Origin of the sequence: Parafrankia soli, from assembly GCF_001854695.1 — a bacterium.
GTDB classification, from domain to species: Bacteria; Actinomycetota; Actinomycetes; order Frankiales; family Frankiaceae; genus Parafrankia; species Parafrankia soli.
The window spans coordinates 41,356-56,854 of sequence record NZ_MAXA01000238.1; the positions used below are offsets into that span (position 1 = coordinate 41,356).

Annotated in this window: 13 protein-coding genes and 1 pseudogene; 3 read left to right on the forward strand and 11 right to left on the reverse strand. The window is 72.1% G+C overall.

The features are described 5' to 3' along the window. Positions 1-96 precede the first annotated feature (96 nt). From BBK14_RS25395 to mdoC, 3 genes are all read right to left on the reverse strand, one after another. Positions 97-2,253, reverse strand: a complete 2,157-nt coding sequence (locus BBK14_RS25395) for a WD40 repeat domain-containing serine/threonine protein kinase (protein ID WP_338045500.1) — start codon at positions 2,251-2,253, stop codon at positions 97-99. 451 nt (positions 2,254-2,704) lie between these two features. Beyond that, on the reverse strand, positions 2,705-3,751 hold the full coding sequence (pip, locus tag BBK14_RS25400) for a prolyl aminopeptidase (RefSeq protein WP_071065767.1): 1,047 nt from the start codon (positions 3,749-3,751) through the stop codon (positions 2,705-2,707). A 92-nt stretch (positions 3,752-3,843) separates the two neighbouring features. Further along, complete coding sequence (mdoC, locus tag BBK14_RS25405) at positions 3,844-5,094, reverse strand: glucans biosynthesis protein MdoC (RefSeq protein ID WP_241831846.1); 1,251 nt, start codon at positions 5,092-5,094, stop codon at positions 3,844-3,846. 328 nt (positions 5,095-5,422) lie between these two features. Here mdoC and BBK14_RS25410 point away from each other — a divergent pair, with 328 nt between their 5' ends. Next, positions 5,423-6,952: a bifunctional aminoglycoside phosphotransferase/ATP-binding protein gene (locus tag BBK14_RS25410; RefSeq protein ID WP_071065768.1), complete on the forward strand. Its 1,530-nt coding sequence runs from the start codon at positions 5,423-5,425 to the stop codon at positions 6,950-6,952. Positions 6,953-7,076: 124 nt separating this feature from the next. After that, entirely contained in the window at positions 7,077-8,813 is a 1,737-nt protein-coding gene (locus BBK14_RS25415; RefSeq protein WP_071065782.1) for a sensor histidine kinase, read from the forward strand. A gap of 135 nt (positions 8,814-8,948) precedes the next feature. Here the strand turns inward: BBK14_RS25415 and BBK14_RS25420 are convergent, their stop codons facing one another. The 4 genes from BBK14_RS25420 to BBK14_RS25435 form a co-directional block, all read right to left on the reverse strand. Continuing rightward, positions 8,949-9,386 (reverse strand): SsgA family sporulation/cell division regulator, encoded by a 438-nt coding sequence (locus tag BBK14_RS25420; RefSeq protein ID WP_071065769.1) that lies wholly within the window; start codon positions 9,384-9,386, stop codon positions 8,949-8,951. 195 nt (positions 9,387-9,581) lie between these two features. Further along, positions 9,582-11,324, reverse strand: a complete 1,743-nt coding sequence (gene mctP, locus BBK14_RS25425; protein ID WP_071065770.1) for a monocarboxylate uptake permease MctP — start codon at positions 11,322-11,324, stop codon at positions 9,582-9,584. After that, the gene (locus tag BBK14_RS25430) at positions 11,321-11,596 is read right to left on the reverse strand and encodes a DUF3311 domain-containing protein (protein ID WP_198541435.1); all 276 of its coding nucleotides are present in this window, start codon (positions 11,594-11,596) and stop codon (positions 11,321-11,323) included. Before BBK14_RS25430 ends, mctP begins: the two co-directional genes overlap by 4 nt. Positions 11,597-11,865: 269 nt before the next feature. Further along, positions 11,866-12,117: a hypothetical protein gene (locus BBK14_RS25435; RefSeq protein ID WP_083391249.1), complete on the reverse strand. Its 252-nt coding sequence runs from the start codon at positions 12,115-12,117 to the stop codon at positions 11,866-11,868. Between the two features lie 155 nt (positions 12,118-12,272). Between BBK14_RS25435 and BBK14_RS25440 the strand changes: the two genes are divergently transcribed. Beyond that, positions 12,273-12,719 (forward strand): substrate-binding domain-containing protein, encoded by a 447-nt coding sequence (locus BBK14_RS25440; protein WP_071065771.1) that lies wholly within the window; start codon positions 12,273-12,275, stop codon positions 12,717-12,719. On the opposite strand, the gene BBK14_RS25445 is transcribed toward BBK14_RS25440, so the two are convergent. The 4 genes and pseudogenes from BBK14_RS25445 to BBK14_RS25455 form a co-directional block, all read right to left on the reverse strand. Then, entirely contained in the window at positions 12,711-13,484 is a 774-nt protein-coding gene (locus tag BBK14_RS25445) for a tyrosine-protein phosphatase (protein WP_071065772.1), read from the reverse strand. The two genes, BBK14_RS25440 and BBK14_RS25445, sit on opposite strands and share 9 nt — an antisense overlap. Positions 13,485-13,703: 219 nt before the next feature. After that, positions 13,704-14,291 (reverse strand): ferritin-like domain-containing protein, encoded by a 588-nt coding sequence (locus tag BBK14_RS25450; protein ID WP_241831847.1) that lies wholly within the window; start codon positions 14,289-14,291, stop codon positions 13,704-13,706. A gap of 269 nt (positions 14,292-14,560) precedes the next feature. Beyond that, positions 14,561-14,970, reverse strand: a pseudogene (locus BBK14_RS37335) (SAM-dependent methyltransferase); the annotation flags it as partial. Positions 14,971-15,036: 66 nt separating this feature from the next. Further along, the coding region (locus BBK14_RS25455) for an IS5 family transposase (protein WP_116430148.1) at positions 15,037-15,499 on the reverse strand (463 nt) is incomplete at its 5' end.

The following is a 15,499-nucleotide window of genomic DNA, read 5'->3' on the forward strand; positions in this document are numbered from 1 at the left end:
GTTTCCGAACGGGCCGTCGGTACCGGCGAATGGTTTGCGTGTCCGCCGGAGACAGTTGATAAAGCAACGCGCGACGGGAGCCGAGCACGGGGCCGGTCAGGGTATCGACCACAGCCGCACGGTGGCGTCCGTGCTCGCGCTGGCCAGCACGGCGCTGTCCGGGGAGAACCGCACGGACAGGACCCAGTCGGCATGCCCGGTGAGTGGCCCGCCCCGGGACCGGACATCGGAGAGGTCGGCGACGTCCCACAGCCGGACGGTGTTGTCGTGGCTGCCGCTGGCCAGCGTGTGGCCATCGGGTGCGAACGACAGGGACCACACGCGGCTCTTGTGCCCCGCCAGGTCCCTGCCGACGGGGCGCGGGTCGCTGGGGATCGCGAGATCCCACAGACGGATCACGCCGTCGGCACCACCCAGGGCGAGCACCCGGCCGCGCGGGGAGAAGGCCGCCGCGGCCGTCCTGCTGGGCCCGACCAGCCCCCGCTCCAACCTGCGCGGGGCGGCGCGGCCGTCCAGCTGCCAGAGCACGACGGTGCTGTCGTCTCCGGCGGCGGCCAGGACGAGCCCGTCCCGGGAGAACACCACGGATGAGACGTAGCCGCGGTGGCCGGTGAGCGACCCGAGCGGCTTCGGCGCCGTGCGGTCGGCCACGTCCCACAGGCGCACCGTGCTGTCCTCGCCCCCGCTGGCGAGCGTCTTCCCGTCCGGCGAGAACGCGACCGACCACGCGTTCCCGACATGACCGGTCAGCGGCGTGCCGGGCGCGGATTTCGGATCGTGGCCGGTCACGTCCCACAGCCAGACGGTCCCGTTCCAGTCGCTGCCGGCCAGAGTCCGGCCGTCCGGGGAGAACGCCAGCGAGGTGACCCCGTCCTCCGGTCCGGGGAGCGGGCGGCCGAGACGCTCAGGAGCGGCTCGGTCCCGCAGGTCCCAGAGCCACACCTCGCCCTTCTTGTCACTGCTGGCCATGATCTGCCCGTCCGGGGAGAACACCGCCGACAGCGCCCAGTCCGTGTGCCCGCTCAGCGGGTGGCCGAGCAGCCGGGCACCGTCCGGGCGGCCCAGGACGACGGCGAGCCCGGTGCCGACCGCTCCGAGCAGAACCACCAGGACGGCGGCCGTCACGATGAGCCGCCGGCCAGGCGAACGGCGTGCGCCACGCCGGGCTCGCCCGCGCGAGCCGGCTTCCGGTTCGGCCGGGTCGCGGCCCGCCCCGCTCGGGGTGTTCCCGTCCGCCGGCGCCTTCCCGGGCGCGCGGTCGTCGGGTGCGGGATCCGCTCGTTTCCCCTCCGGCGCCTTCCCGGGCGGCTGGGGCGGTGTCCCGGGTTCCGCCGGCAGCGGCGTCACGTGAATCCCGCCCGCGTGCCGCGTCCTGGACGGTGCCATGCCGGTGGCGGCCATCAGGTCGTGGTCGACGTGCACGGGCACGCCCGACCGTGGGATCCAGTTCGGTCCGAACGCCTCGGTGGCGGCTCGGGAGAGGTCGAAGGCGAAGGCGTACGCCGACGAGGGACGGTCCCCCGGGTCGCGGGCCAGTGCGCCCGCCACCACCGTCGCGACTGGATCGGGGATCCCCGATCCCAGTGACAGGCCGACCTGGGACGGGCCGTCCGAGCCCTGGCACGGAATGGACGCGGAGTCGGCGGGGGCCACACCCGTCAACAGCTCGAAGAGCACCACGCCAAGGGCGTAGATGTCTGTCGCGCGCTGCAGCTGGCCACCCGCGAACTGCTCGGGGGCCATGTAGAGCGGGGTCCCGACGACCGTGCTCGCCGCCGGACCGGACCCGGCGACGACCTTCGCGATGCCGAAGTCCGCCACCTTCAACCGGCCGGCCGTGTCGAAGAGGATGTTGTCCGGCTTGATGTCGCGGTGCAGCACGTCGTGATCGTGCACGCAGCGCAGCGCCTGCGCGACGGCAAGGCCGACCGCGCAGGCGGTCAGCGGCGTCATGCCGGCCCGGCGCCGGGTGAGCGTGCCGCCGCTGAGCATCTCCATGACGAGCAGGCTGAGCTCGCCCGCCTCGACATAGTCGTAGACCCGGACGACATGGGGATGGTCGAGGCCGGCGAGGATCCGCGCCTCGTCCGCGAAGCTGCGCCTGCCCGGCGCCCGCATCACCACCTTGACGGCGACATCGCGCTGCAACCCTCGATGCCAGCCCGCCAGGACGAAACCGGAGGCGCCCGCGCCCAGCAGGTCACCGAGGGTGTAGCCCGGCAGCGCCGCGGCAAGCTTAGCCCGGTCGTACATCATCACCACCGGGTCCGGTCGCGGATCGGTCCGAGGACCCCTGCACTATCCCCATAAATGCCGCAGATCTCCCCCACGACGCGTCATCCTAGAGCCCTCCGGTCAGGSGCTCCGAAAGGCCCCACGATCTCCCTGCCCATCGCGTCCTCCTCCGCTGCTCCGCGTTGCAACATTCCCTTCTCTCCGCCCTTTGACGCGATGCTTTCCGACCCGCGACCGGTCCGTCGCAGCCGTACCAAGCCGGTTGCCTTCGCCTGCATAGCTGCCGGAATCGCGGAGGGTCACCGCAGGCCGGATCGATCGCGGCCGTGCCGCATTCTCTGGGTCTCTCCGCAGGCCTGGAAATTCGGAGATCTGCCTCTTGGGCAGCACACGATCCGAATCCTGCGGAACCCGTCGTCCTTGGGGCCGACGGTTCTCGTCGGAGCCGTCACTCTGGGATGAGCGGTTGCTACGACGGAAGGTGGCCGCGGGCATCCCCGTCCGCGAAGTCATCCAGTGCCCGGATGATCTCCTTGCCCAGCGACTCGCTGCCGGTGTGGCCCGAATCCGTCACGGGGATGAGACGGGCTCCCGGCCAGGCACGCGCGAGTTCCCAGGCGGTCGCGAAGGGGCTGCCCAGATCCTGGCGACCGTGGATGAGCACGCCCGGGATGCCGGCCAGCCGTCCCGCCTCGCGCAGCAGGATTCCCTCCTCCAGCCAGGCGCCGTGCGCGAAGTAGTGCGCGCAGATGCGTACGAGGGCGAGCCGGGCCGCGGGCGCCCGGTCGCTGTAGACGTTCCTCCGCCCGTTCGGCTCCAGCGAGATCACCGCGTCCTCCCAGGCGCACCACTCGCGCGCGGTGAAAGCCCTGGCCTCGGGATCCGGGTGTTCCATCAGCCGGGCGCACGCGGCCGCCAGGTCGCGCCCGCGCGTCACGGCGAGCGCCGGATCGAGCTGCGCCGAACCGGGGTGCGCGGCCCTGGACGGAGCCATCGCGGCGCGGAACCGCTCCCACTCCTGCGGCAGGAACCGCGCCACGCCGCCGTACAGCCAGTCGATCTCCGCCCGCCGCGTGGTGGTCACGCCCGCGATGACGATCCCGGACACCCGCTCGGGGTGCCGCTCGGCGTAGGCGAGGATCAGCGTCGACCCCCAGGAGGCCCCGTAAAGCGACCACCGGTCGACGCCGAGGTGCCGCCGGAGCAGTTCCATGTCGGAGATCAGGTGGTCGGTGGTGTTGTGCCGCAGGTCGGTCGCCGGGTCCGCCGCGTGCGGCGTGCTGCGCCCGCAGCCGCGCTGGTCGAACAGGATGATCCGGTACCGGGCCGGGTCGAAGTAACGGCGCGAGCCCGCGGAGCACCCGGAGCCCGGTCCCCCGTGGACGACGAGGACCGGCCGGCCCGACGGGTTCCCGCAGGTCTCCCAGTAGATCTGGTTCGGATCAACGCCCTCGCCGCCGCCGACAGACAGCAGGCCGTGCGCATACGGCTCGATCGGGGGGTAGAGAGGGCTCACACCACCATGATTGCATTCGCAGTTCGAGCGGACTGAAACGAGTTGTCATGCAAGCCAGGTCCCGCGGCCCGGCGATGCGTGGCGGCGGAGGGTCAGCAGCCGGTGCCGGCCTCCAGGCGGCTCCGGCGAAGGGGCAGGGTCCGCTCCCCGTCCACGGCAAGGCTCGCAGGTGTCACGGGAATCGCTGGAATCGCTGGGACCGCTGGAATCGCGGTGGGCCGTCCGGCGGAGCCGAACTTCCCGTTGAAGATCTTCCGGAGGAGAGGGGACCGGCGGATGGCGAAATGGTGCGTCGCCAGCGTCACGCCGAACGTCAGCGCCGTGGCGAGGAGCATCTGCGGGGCGCGCAGGCCCGGGTCGAAAGAGAGGACCGTCGCGAAGACGTAGATCCAGAAGAAGTGGAGGAGATAGACCGTGTAGGAGGCGTCCGCGAGATAGCGGACGGCCGGTACGGGCCCGGGGACGAGCCGCGCGGCGAGCGCGAAGAGCGTCGCGATGAGCGGGATCGAGAACAGGGTCTCGGTCAGCACCAGGCCGGTTCCCGCCGAAAGCCCGGGGACCCATTCCTGCTTCGAGGCGAGAAGGGCGAGACCGGTGACCGCGAGGAAAACCGGCGCCGGCCGCTGGAAGAACGGGACCAGCTGGTCACGGCCCTGGTGGAGGAGCACTCCGAGGAGGTAGAAGGGCAGGAACTCCAGCGTGTGCTCGACGAGCACGGCGTGGGTCCCGGTGCCGATGACCGGTTCGAGCACGATGCGGTGGGCACCGCGGATGACCACGGTCGTGCCCACCACGAACAGTGTGATCGCGGCCATGGCCCGCAGCCGGCCGGCGGTGACGCGCCGGTACGCGCCCGTGCCGACCAGTCGCGACAGTGCCGCCACCGCGGCGGGGCTCAGCAACGCGTAAGCGATCAGCGCGAAAAGGAACCACAGGTGCAGGTACCAGCTCAGGTCACCCCCCTGCGGGGGGAGCGTGTTCCCGAGCACGAAGTCAAGGAACGACACGTTCGGGTCGTTGTGGAAGTTGTACGTCAGCCACAGGGTGGGCGGATTCACCAGCACAAGCGTGAACACCAGCGGCGTGCCCACAGAGGCGAGCCTGCGGCGCACCCCTGCTCTCGCCCCGTGTTTTCCCAGCACCATCGCGGCCAGGAATCCGGAGATGACGAAGAAGCCCTCCATCCGGAAGAGGCTGGAGGCGTAGCCGATTCCGTCGAAGACGGGGTCCTCTCCGAGCGTCGACGCGTGGACGAAGACTCCCACCAACATGAACACGCCGCGCAGTGCGTCCAGGTGGTGGTAGTACACGCTCGGCCCGGACGGCCCGCCCCGCTCCCGCACGGTTCCTCCCCCGGCCGGGGCTGCGACGCGCTCCGCATAGGCGTCCATCATTGCCCCCGGCGGAACAAATAGTACTTTCAGGACGAAAGACCCGTAAGCGTCAACTAACGCTTTCGTGCCGACCTGGCGTTCCGGGCTCCCTGTTCGTCCGCCGGTGGCCCGACGGCCGCTGCCACCTGCGCGGTCGTGTCTGGGCCGGGTGGATCACGCCGATCGCGTCCGGCACGGAGCCGGGTGACCTTCCGCCCGCGGCGGCCTGACCTTCGGACGTCGGCGGCCCGACTCACGCACGCTGTGATCCCCACGGGTTGACCGGCAGTCTCATGCCATGCGTGTGGCGACGACCGGCAGCGCGGTCCCCGTGGGCGCCGGGCAGGGTCTCGGCGCGGTGCCGGGGCTGCCCGCCACTCTCACCGAGACGCTGACATCGGTGCTCATCTTTCTCGGCGATCGGGTCTACAAGATAAAGAAGACGGCCGATCTCGGGTTCCTGGACTTCCGCACCCGCGACGCACGTCTCGCCGCCTGCCAGGCCGAGGTCGAGCTCAACCGCCGCCTGGCCCCGGACGTCTACCTGGGCGTCGCCGACATCTCCGGCCCCGACGGAACCGTGTTCGACCACATGGTCGTGATGCGGCGCCTGCCCGCCGACCGCCGGCTGTCCGCCCTGGTCACGGCCGGCAACGACGTCACCGGCCCGCTGCGCGCGATCGCCCGGCTGCTCGCCGACTTCCACGCCCGCTGCTCGACCTCGCCGGAGATCACCGAGGCCGGGTCGGCCGCCACCCTGCGCAGCCTGTGGGACGAGGTGCTGCGCAGCGTCGAGCCCTACCTCGGGCCGGTGCTCGACACGACCACCATCGACACCGTCCGCCACCTCGCCGAGCGCTACGTCGAAGGCCGCGAGCCGCTCCTGCGCGAACGGCAGCGCGACGGCCGCATCCGCGACGGCCACGGCGATCTGCTCGCCGACGACATCTACTGCCTCGACGACGGCCCGCGCATCCTCGACTGCCTGGAGTTCGACCGGCGGCTGCGCGTCGGCGACGTGCTCGCGGACGTCGCCTTCCTCGCGATGGACCTCGAGCGGCTCGGCCGGGCCGACCTCAGCCGCTTCCTGCTCGACCAGTACCGGGCCTACACGGCCGTCACCCATCCGCTGTCCCTGGAGAGCCTCTACATCGCCTACCGGGCGTTCGTGATGTGCCGGATCGCCTGCACCCAGTACGCGCAGGGCTCGGCGGCGGCCGCCGCGGAGGCCCGGGCGCTGGCCTCACTCGCGCTGGCCAGCCTGCGCCGCGGCCGGGTCCGGCTCGTCCTCGTCGGCGGCACGCCCGAGTCGGGGCGCTCCGCGCTCGCCGCCGACCTGGCCGAGGCCGAGGGCTGGACGGTGCTGCGCGCCGAGTCCGTTGCCCGCGAGCTGAACCACCTGCCGCGCACCGACCCCGACGGCGCACGCGACGGCACGCACGACCACACGCACGACCACACGCACGACGGCCGGCGGGACGCCGCGGACGACGCGGTGTACTCCGAGCTGCTGCGGCGGGCCGGCACCGCTGTGGAACGCGGCGAGTCCGTCGTCATCGACGCGTCCTGGGCCCGCCGCCACGACCGCCAGCGCGCCGCCGCGCTCGCCCGCTCCACCGCCACCGACCTCGTCCAGCTGCGCTGCGCACCCCCGGAACCGGTCCTGGCGGGCCGTTCCGTCGCGCAGGCCGGTCCGGGCTTCGACCTGTCCGCGCTGACCGGGCACGAGTACACCTTCCACACCGACCCGTGGCCGGAGGCGAAGACGCTTGAACACGGACCCACGCCGACCGACATCCTCCGGGCGGCGCGGCGGGCCACGCGGTGAACCGCCGGCCGCCCACCCGTCGCCGCCCGCCCAGCAGGCCGCCCCGGCGCCCACCCAGCCGCCCGCCCAGCCGTCCGCGGGCCCGGCCATGACGCCGCCACCCGGCCCGGGCGGCGACGGGCTGATGTTCCCCACCGTGGCCCGGCTGGAGCTCGACGACCTGCTGACCCAGCTCGTCGACCGCGCCCGGGACGTCCTCGCCACCCAGAGCCGGCTGCGCGGCCTGCTGCAGGCGAACCGGATCATCGCCACCGACCTGCGGCTGCCCGTCCTGCTCCGGCACATCGTCGAGGCTGCCACCGACCTGCTCGGCGCCCGCTACGGGGCGCTGGGCGTCATCGCGCCCGACCGCACGCTCGAGGAGTTCGTCCACGTCGGCATGACCGACGCCGACGTCGCCAGGATCCGCTACCTGCCCACCGGGCAGGGGATCCTCGGCCTGCTCATCGACGACCAGCGGCCACGGCGCGTCGACGACATCGCCGACGACCCGAGCGCGTACGGCTTCCCGCCCGGGCACCCGCCGATGCGGACCTTCCTCGGCGTCCCGATCATGGTGCGCGGAGAGGTCTTCGGGAACCTCTACCTCACCGACAAGCATGATGACGCCCCGTTCACCGCCGAGGACGAGGAGCTCGCCCTGGCGCTGGCCGCCAACGCCGGGGTGGCCATCGAGAACGCGCGGCTCTACCACGAGTCGCAGCAGCGGCACCTGTGGATGACGGCCTCCGCGGAGATCACCCGGCTGTTCATGGCCGGCGCGCCCGACTCACTCGGGATGCTGGCCCGCCGGGTGCTCGACGTCGCCGACGCGACCTTCGTCGCCCTGGCGCTGCGCGCCGACGACGGGGACGGCGACGGGCAGCACGCCCGCGTCGCCGTCGCGGTGACGGACCAGGATCAGAACCACGCGCACGACCGCGACCGCGCCGCCGCGGGCCCGGCACCGGCCGGCGGCGGGCGGGCGGGGCGCCGCATCCCCCTTGAGCACACGCTGACGGGACGGGTCCTCACCGAGCGGCAGGCCCTGCGGGTCGACAACGCCCAGCTCGACGCCCTTCCGGACGAGCGCACGAACCGCACCGGCCCGCTGATGGTCGTCCCCCTGGTCGCCGGGACGGACCAGTGTGACGGAGCGCTGCTCGTCGGCCGGGACCATGGCGCCCGGGCCTTCACCGACACCGACCTCGTACTCGCCACCAGCTTCGCCGGCCACATCGCCATCGCGCTCGAGCTCGCCCACACCAAGGCCGACCAGGAGCGCCTGCTCGTCCTCGCCGACCGCGGGCGCATCGCCCGGGACCTGCACGACCACGTCATCCAGCGGCTGTTCGCCGTCGCGCTCGGCATGCAGGATCTCGCCCAGTACGAGAACCCGTCCAACGCCGACCGCATCACCGCCTACATCGAGAACATCGACGCCACCATCAAGGACATCCGCCGCACCATCTTCGAGCTCCGCAGCACCCAGCCCGGCCGCGGCAACCGCCTGCGCGGGGCGCTGGAGAAGATCTCCGACGACATCCGGCCCGCGCTCGGCTTCACTCCCGCGATCACGCTGAGCGGCCCGCTCGACTCGCTTGTCGACGACCGGCTCACCGACCACCTGATCGCCGTCGCCCGCGAGGCTCTCACCAACACCGCCCGCCACGCCCGCGCCACCACCGCCGAGCTCCGGCTCGCCGTGCTCGGCGACACCATCACTCTCGACGCGGTCGACGACGGCGTCGGCATCGGCGACTCCACCCGGCGCAGCGGCCTGGACAACCTGCGCACCCGCGCGGAGATCGTCGGCGGCACCTGCTCCGTCACCACGCCCCCCGGCGGCGGCACCCACCTCCGCTGGACCGCCCCGCTGTAGCCGGCGGGCCGGTCGCGGCCGCCGGCCCGGTCGCGGGTGCGGACGCAGGTGCGGGCGCGGCCGCGGGCCCCGTCCCGGTCCACGACCGGACGTCCGGAGACCGACCAGTCCAGACGTCCGGGTGCCACCGGCCGGTCAGCTGCGGCTGCGCCCCCGCAGCACCCGCAGCTCCAGGTCCCGCTCGACCACGGCGTCCTCCGCCGACGCGGGCAGGAGGTCATAGGTGTGGCAGACGAAGTCACTGACCCGGTCCGCGGGAAGCTCGATCATCGCGTGCCCGCCAGGGCTGGAAAGCTCGACGAGGAGCACGCGGCGGCGGTCGCGGACGATCGGGCGGACCCGGACGTCGCCGAGCCCCGCGCAGCGGCGCGCGCCGTCCACGAAGAGCCGGCGCGCGAAAGTCCACACGACGGCTTTCTGATCGGTCACCCACATACTCATGGTGATCGCGATCGGATCGGCCGGGTCGTACCTCAGGCTTGTCGGCAGCGGAACCCGCTCGCCGTTCTCGGCCAGGTATGTGGCGTTGAATTCCCATGTCACGGCGTCTGACACGATCGGACGGCGGCTCATCAGGCCCTCCCACCCCCGGCGGCTGTGTTGTGTGGAGACACACTCGTCACACGACTCTGTCGTTACAGAACGGTGTCATTTGGGAAAGCCCGCATCATCCGGCCTTGGTCGTCGGGGCGGAGTACCAACGACCCGGCGGCGCGGGACGACCCCGCCCGCCTCCCCCACCAGCCGAGCCGGGGCGGCGCGCCGGTGTCAGGCCGGCGGCCCCGTCAGCCGCTCCGCCGCGTCCTCCACGGGGGCCTGGCCGGGCACTCCGACGCCGCCGTCGGCGGGCACGGGAGCACCAGGCGTGACAGTGCCGGCCGTGGCCGTGGCCGTGGCTGTGCCGACCGTGGTCGTGTCGATGCCGATCGGCACGCGCAGCGCGCGCAGCAGGCCGGTCAGTGCCACGGCGACGACGACGTTCAGGACGAACGCGGTCAGCGCGATGTAGGCCGTTCGGCCGAGTCCGGGGACCTCGGCGAGCGAGCTACCGAAGTGCCGCGCGGTCGCGCTGCGCTGCGCGTAGGCCTCGAGCGTGCCGTAGGTCATCCCGACCAGCCAGCCGCCGAGCAGCGCCCAGCGGTGCAGCCAGCGCGTCCACAGGCCGGCCACGATCGCCGGGAACGTCTGCAGGATCCAGACCCCGCCGAGCAGCTGCAGGTTGATCGAGTTCTGCGTGTCCATCCCGAGGACGAACACGAGCGCGCCGACCTTGACCAGCAGCGAGGCCGTCTTGGAGACCGAGGTCTCCTGGGCGGGTGTCGCGTCCGGCCGGAAGAACTCGACGTAGATGTTGCGGGTGAACAGGTTCGCCGCCGCGATGGACATGATCGCCGCCGGGACGAGCGCGCCGATCGCCACCGCGGCGAACGCGACGCCCGTGAACCAGGCGGGGAACTGCTGGTCGAACAGCAGCGGGACGACCAGCCGCGGGTTGTCGGTCTTCACCCCCGAGGCGATGGCGGCGAAACCGAGCAGCGCCAGGAAGGCGAGCAGCAGGGAGTAGAGCGGCAGCACCGCCGTGTTGCGCCGGATGACGTCCTGGCTGCGCGTCGAGAGAATCCCGGTGATCGCGTGCGGGTACATGAACAGCGCCATCGCGGAGCCGAGCGCCAGGGTCGCGTAGGCGAGGAACTCCGACGGTGCCGGGACGAACGCCGCCTTCGGCGGCCGGCCCGCCGCCGCGGCGACCGCGTTGGCGGTGTCGAACTTCGCCTGGGCCGCGTCGAACACGGCGCCGTACCCGCCGAGCCGGTGCGGGATGTAGATCACCGCGACGAGCACCACGGCGTAGATCAGAATGTCCTTCACGAAGGCGATGAGCGCAGGTGCGCGCAGCCCGGAGCGATAGGTGTACGCGGCCAGCACCGCGAACGCGATGACGATCGGGATATCCCGGACGATCGGGTTGTCCCCACTGGTGCCGATCCCCATCGCCTCCAGGACGGCCTGCATGCCCACCAGCTGGAGCGCGATGTACGGCATCGTCGCGACGATGCCCGTCACGGCGACGGCCAGCGCGAGCGACCGCGACCCGTACCGCCCGCGGACGAAGTCGGCCGGCGTGACGTACCCGTTCCGGCTGGCGACGGCCCACAGCCGCGGCATGATCACGAAGACGATCGGCCAGACGACGCTGGTGAACACCACGGCGAACCAGCCCGAGACGGCACCCGTCGCGTACATCGCCCCGGGAACGGCGATGAACGTGTAGGCGGTGAAGATGTCACCGCCGATGAGGAACCAGGCGACGAACGAGCCGAATCCGCGGCCGCCGAGCCCCCACTCGTCGAGGTGGTCGAGGCTGGCGGCCCGCCGCCAGCGCGCCGCACCGAACCCGATCACGGTGACCAGGACGAACAGCGCCAAAAAGACCGTGAACTCGACACCGTGGAAGTCGGTGTGGAACGGCGCGGCCAGCACTGGCGGGTCGCCGGCAGGATCCGGGCTCACCGGGCGTCCGGTCGGCCCGCGGTGCGCCGGAGGAGCCAGGTGGCGCCGGCCAGGCTCACCGCGCCCGCGACCAGCCACACCAGCGTGTACCAGTAGAAGAACGGAAAGCCCCACACCCGCGGCTCGACTCTCGCGTAGGTCCCCACCAGCAGCAGGGCCACCACCTGGGCGGAGAGCAGCACCGCGACGGCCGCCCGGACGAGGCCACGCGGCAGCGGACGTCCGCGGGGCGGGCCCGCGGGCGGGGACGGGTCGGTCGACGGGGAACGCACTCGGATTCCTCCCACCGGGACGCGGACGCCGCGCCCCGCCGGACGACGTCGCCGGGCGCCACCGGCACCACACACCACTCAATGCAATCGAGTGGTCACCTTAAGGCGTGACAGTCGCCCCTCAGGTGCCCCACGTACCGCGTGTCGGCACACGTCACCCCGCCCCGCGCCCCGTCACACCGCGCGCGGGCCCGCCACACCCGGCCGCCGCGCCCCGCCGCGCCCCCCGCGCAGACCCGCGCCGCCGGCGCCGGTTCCGTCGCGCCGGCTCAGCGGTCTCCGGCCCAGCGGCGGTCCTCCTCGTCCCACTGCTCGTTGCGACGGTCCAGCTCGTCACGCCAGTTCTCGGCCTCGGCCGCGCTCGGGTAGGGACCCAGGCGGCGGTGCCCCGGGGCGTCCGGCGGGTTCTCCACGCGCCCGTGCTCCAGGCACCACCACCATCCGGACGGATTCCACGACGAACTGTCCACCTGGTCGCGGTCGCGTCGCGCGGACACCGACCGGCGCAGCCAACTCAGCATGGTCGATCACCTACCCATCCCGCCATGATCGATCACGCGCGCGGGCACGGGACGTCAGCTGATCGTGGCCGCGAGCTGCCGGGCGCGATTGGCCGCGGCGCCGCCCACCGGCGCATAGCCGATGGGCGGCGCACGGCCATCCGGAGTGGGGCGGTGTGACCTCGGCCATCGCCGATCCGGCCCGGTCGACCGAGGGGCTCGCGACCGTCAGCGCGCTGGCGGGCGCCGTGCGCGGGCTCGGCCGGGAGGACTACCTGCCCGCCTCCGCGGCCACCGATCCCGCGCTGTTCGACCGCCTCCGCGTGATCCAGCGGACGAGGGCCGTCCGCCCGGACGACTCCACCGGCCTCGAGGCGGCCGTCGCCCGCGCGGAGGCCGCCGGGCCGAACCGGATCGCCGCGGGGCCCTCCATCTACTTCATGAGCGAACGTGCGGTCTGGAAACACAACCGGACCGACCCGGCCGTCCCGCTGGTCGCGGTGTACCCAGCGGAGGGATCCCCGGCCGCCGACCACCCCTACCTGCTCGTCGACCGGGCCACGATGCCCGCCGAGGCAAGGGCCGCCGCGGCCGGCTTCCTGCGTTTTCTTCATTCAGCGTGACTCGATGATCATTTCTTGCCAGCGGCTGATCTGCTCGGCGGTCGCACCGTTGGCGGCGAGGTACCCGGCCGGGCCGCCGGGGGCGGCGTCGATCGTGTCGAGCACGCTGGCGATGGCCTTCGGGTCGACGAGAACCGCGGTCCCGATGCCGCGCGGCGCCGATCGGCCCGCAGTCAGGTGGCTGTACTCCGGCCGCCGGCTCAGCGCCTCCCGGACCCGCTGGATCCGCTGTTCGGTGGCGAGGTAGTCCGCGACGATCGCGTCGCGCTCGACACCCGCGGCGGCGAGCAGGACGGCCGTCGTGATGCCGGTGCGGTCCTTGCCCGCGGCGCAGTGCACCAGCGCCGGGGTGCGCTCACCGGAGACGAGGAAGTCCAGGATGCGGACCAGCCCCGGGCCGGCGTTCTCGAGCATGATCGCGTAGAACCGGGCGTAGTCTCCGCCGATCCGGTCCCGCAGCGCCTTCGGGTCGCTGAGCCCGGTGAAGTCCATCAGCGGCTCGTGCATCCAGGTGATGCCCAACTGCGGGAACCACTCGGCGGCCCGCGGGTTCTCGAACGGGGCACGCAGGTCCACGACGCCGCGCAGGCCCACCTTGTCCCGCAGCAGCGCGATGTCTTCGGTGGTCAGACTGTCGAGGTTGTCACCTCGGAGCAGCACGCCGGGACGGACGGTGCCCCCGGCCGCCGGTAACCCTCCGAGATCCCGGACGTTGTGGGCACCGGTGAGTTCTATCCATTGAGGCGTTTCCTGCGAGGCGGTCACCGGATGACACTACGGCGGACCAGTTAAGCGCGAGCAAACAAAACCCCAAACGCGGTTCCGCCCAGGGCCTCCACCCGCGCCGCGGCGCGTCCCGCGACGGCCTGGAGCTTGCGGGCGATCAGCGCGTAGGCGCTGATGTCCTCGTCCGCCCACTGCTCCGGATCGGTGTCGGGACGCCGGCGGTGCAGCAGTCTGAATCCGACCCTTACCGGCTCGGGCTCACGCGGCCCGGGCCGGGCCGGTAAGAGTTTCGGATCGGTCAGCCGGACCGGCGGCGAGTGCGGCTTTGGCGACGGGGGCGAACAGCCGGAGCGTGTCGGCGAAGTAGCGGGTGGAGGGTACGCCGAGCAGGCGCAGGGCGGCGCGGTGGTTGATCGCGACCACCGCCGCGGACACAGCGAGGAGGGCCCACCACGCGGCGGCGAGCAGGGCGCGCGTCGGCACGGGCAGGCCGGCGAGGTCCAGGCGCAGGCGGCGGATGTGGAAGGGAACGTGCTCCTGCTCGTCGGTGAGGATGCGCGCCACGACCTCGCGGGTCAGCCGGTCGCCGACGCCGTCACGGACCACCTGGAAGTAGCGCAGCGTGCACACCTCGGCGACGGTCAGGACCAGCACCTCGCGCGGCAGGCGGGCCCGCCAGCGCAGCGAGCGGAAGATGGTGTCACTCCAGTGCGCCGCGATCGTCGGCCGCCCGGCGGCGGCGAGCAGCCGGGYGAGCAGCCGCGAGTGGTCCTGCTCCTCGGCGATGAACAGCCGCGCAGCTTCGAGGTAGCCGGAGTGGCCCGCCCGCGCGGCGGCCCGCATCATCCCCGCGCCGTCACTGGCTTCGCCGACCTGGATCCTGGCAAGGCTGGTGGCCAGCGCCCTGGGGATCTCAGCGCCCGCGCTCCAGTCCGGGTCGGGCCGACACCTGTTCGCATCGAATCTGTGTCGCCATGACTCAAAGGCTTCTGACGCATCACCGATGCATGAGCCATAGTTGCACGGCATTGGAAGAAACATCCAGATTGTTGAGCTTTGTGACGGTTAGTCAATGCGGCTGAGTCGAGTCTGCGCGCCCACTCGAACCTCGGTGCCGAGCGGCCGTRCGCCAGGAAGATCGGGTCGTTGTCGACGTAGAGCACCCGCGCCGCCGGATCGAGCCGCTGCGCGGTCTCGTGCAGGCCCGGGTTGGTGGGAATGCCGGTGCCGATGTCCAGGAACTGGCTCACCCCGGCCGTCGTGGTCAGGTGCGCGACTGCCCGGTACAGGAATGCCCGGTGCAGGAACGCCCGGTTCTGCCGGGCGTAGAGCCGCAGGTTCGGGAAGGCCGCCAGCGCCTGCTCGGCCGCCTCCCGGTCCGCCGGGAAGTTGTCCTTCCCAGGTAGTAGTCGTACATCCGGGCCGAGTGGGGGATGTCGGTCCGCAGGTCCAGCGGGCTCACGCTGGCGCTGACGGATTTGAGGAACGAGGTCCCGCCGGCTGCCCCGACCTCGGTGTCAGCCATCGCCGCCAACCCCCACTTTCCACCGTAAAGCCGTCAGATCGCCCTAGGGCCTGTTCTGAGTTCGGATCATGGGGTTGGCAGGCTGCGTAGCCAGAGGATGGATCCGCGCAGGTGGAGTCCTGCGGCGTAGCTTTCGGGTGTCTTGTCGTAGCGGGTGGCCAGACCCCGCCATTCCTTGATCTTGTTGATGCCACGCTCCACGGTGTTGCGGTCTTTGTAGAGCGTGGCGTCGTGGCTGACCGGGCGGCCTCCGGCGCTGCCGCGCTTCTTACGGTTGGCCTTCTGGTCGGCCTTCTCCGGGATCACCGCCTGGATCTTCCGTGTGCGCAGGTGGGCGCGGTTGGCGCGGGAGGAGTACGCCTTGTCTCCGGCGACCGCGTCCGGCCGGGTCCTGGGGCGGCCGACCGGTCCACGCACCTTGATCTTCTTCAGGACTGGGAGGAAACGTGGGCTGTCCGCGGCCTGTCCGGGGGTGAGGATGATGGACAGTGGGCGGCAGCGCCGGTCGGTCGCGAGGTGCACCTTGCTG

Coding starts and splice junctions, on each gene's coding strand:
- BBK14_RS25410 (WP_071065768.1), top strand. CDS start 5,423: ATGCGTGTGGCGACGACCGGCAGCGCGGTCCCCGTGGGCGCCGGGCAG.
- BBK14_RS25415 (WP_071065782.1), top strand. CDS start 7,077: ATGTTCCCCACCGTGGCCCGGCTGGAGCTCGACGACCTGCTGACCCAG.
- BBK14_RS25435 (WP_083391249.1), bottom strand. CDS start 12,117: ATGCTGAGTTGGCTGCGCCGGTCGGTGTCCGCGCGACGCGACCGCGAC.
- BBK14_RS25420 (WP_071065769.1), bottom strand. CDS start 9,386: ATGAGCCGCCGTCCGATCGTGTCAGACGCCGTGACATGGGAATTCAAC.
- BBK14_RS25395 (WP_338045500.1), bottom strand. CDS start 2,253: ATGTACGACCGGGCTAAGCTTGCCGCGGCGCTGCCGGGCTACACCCTC.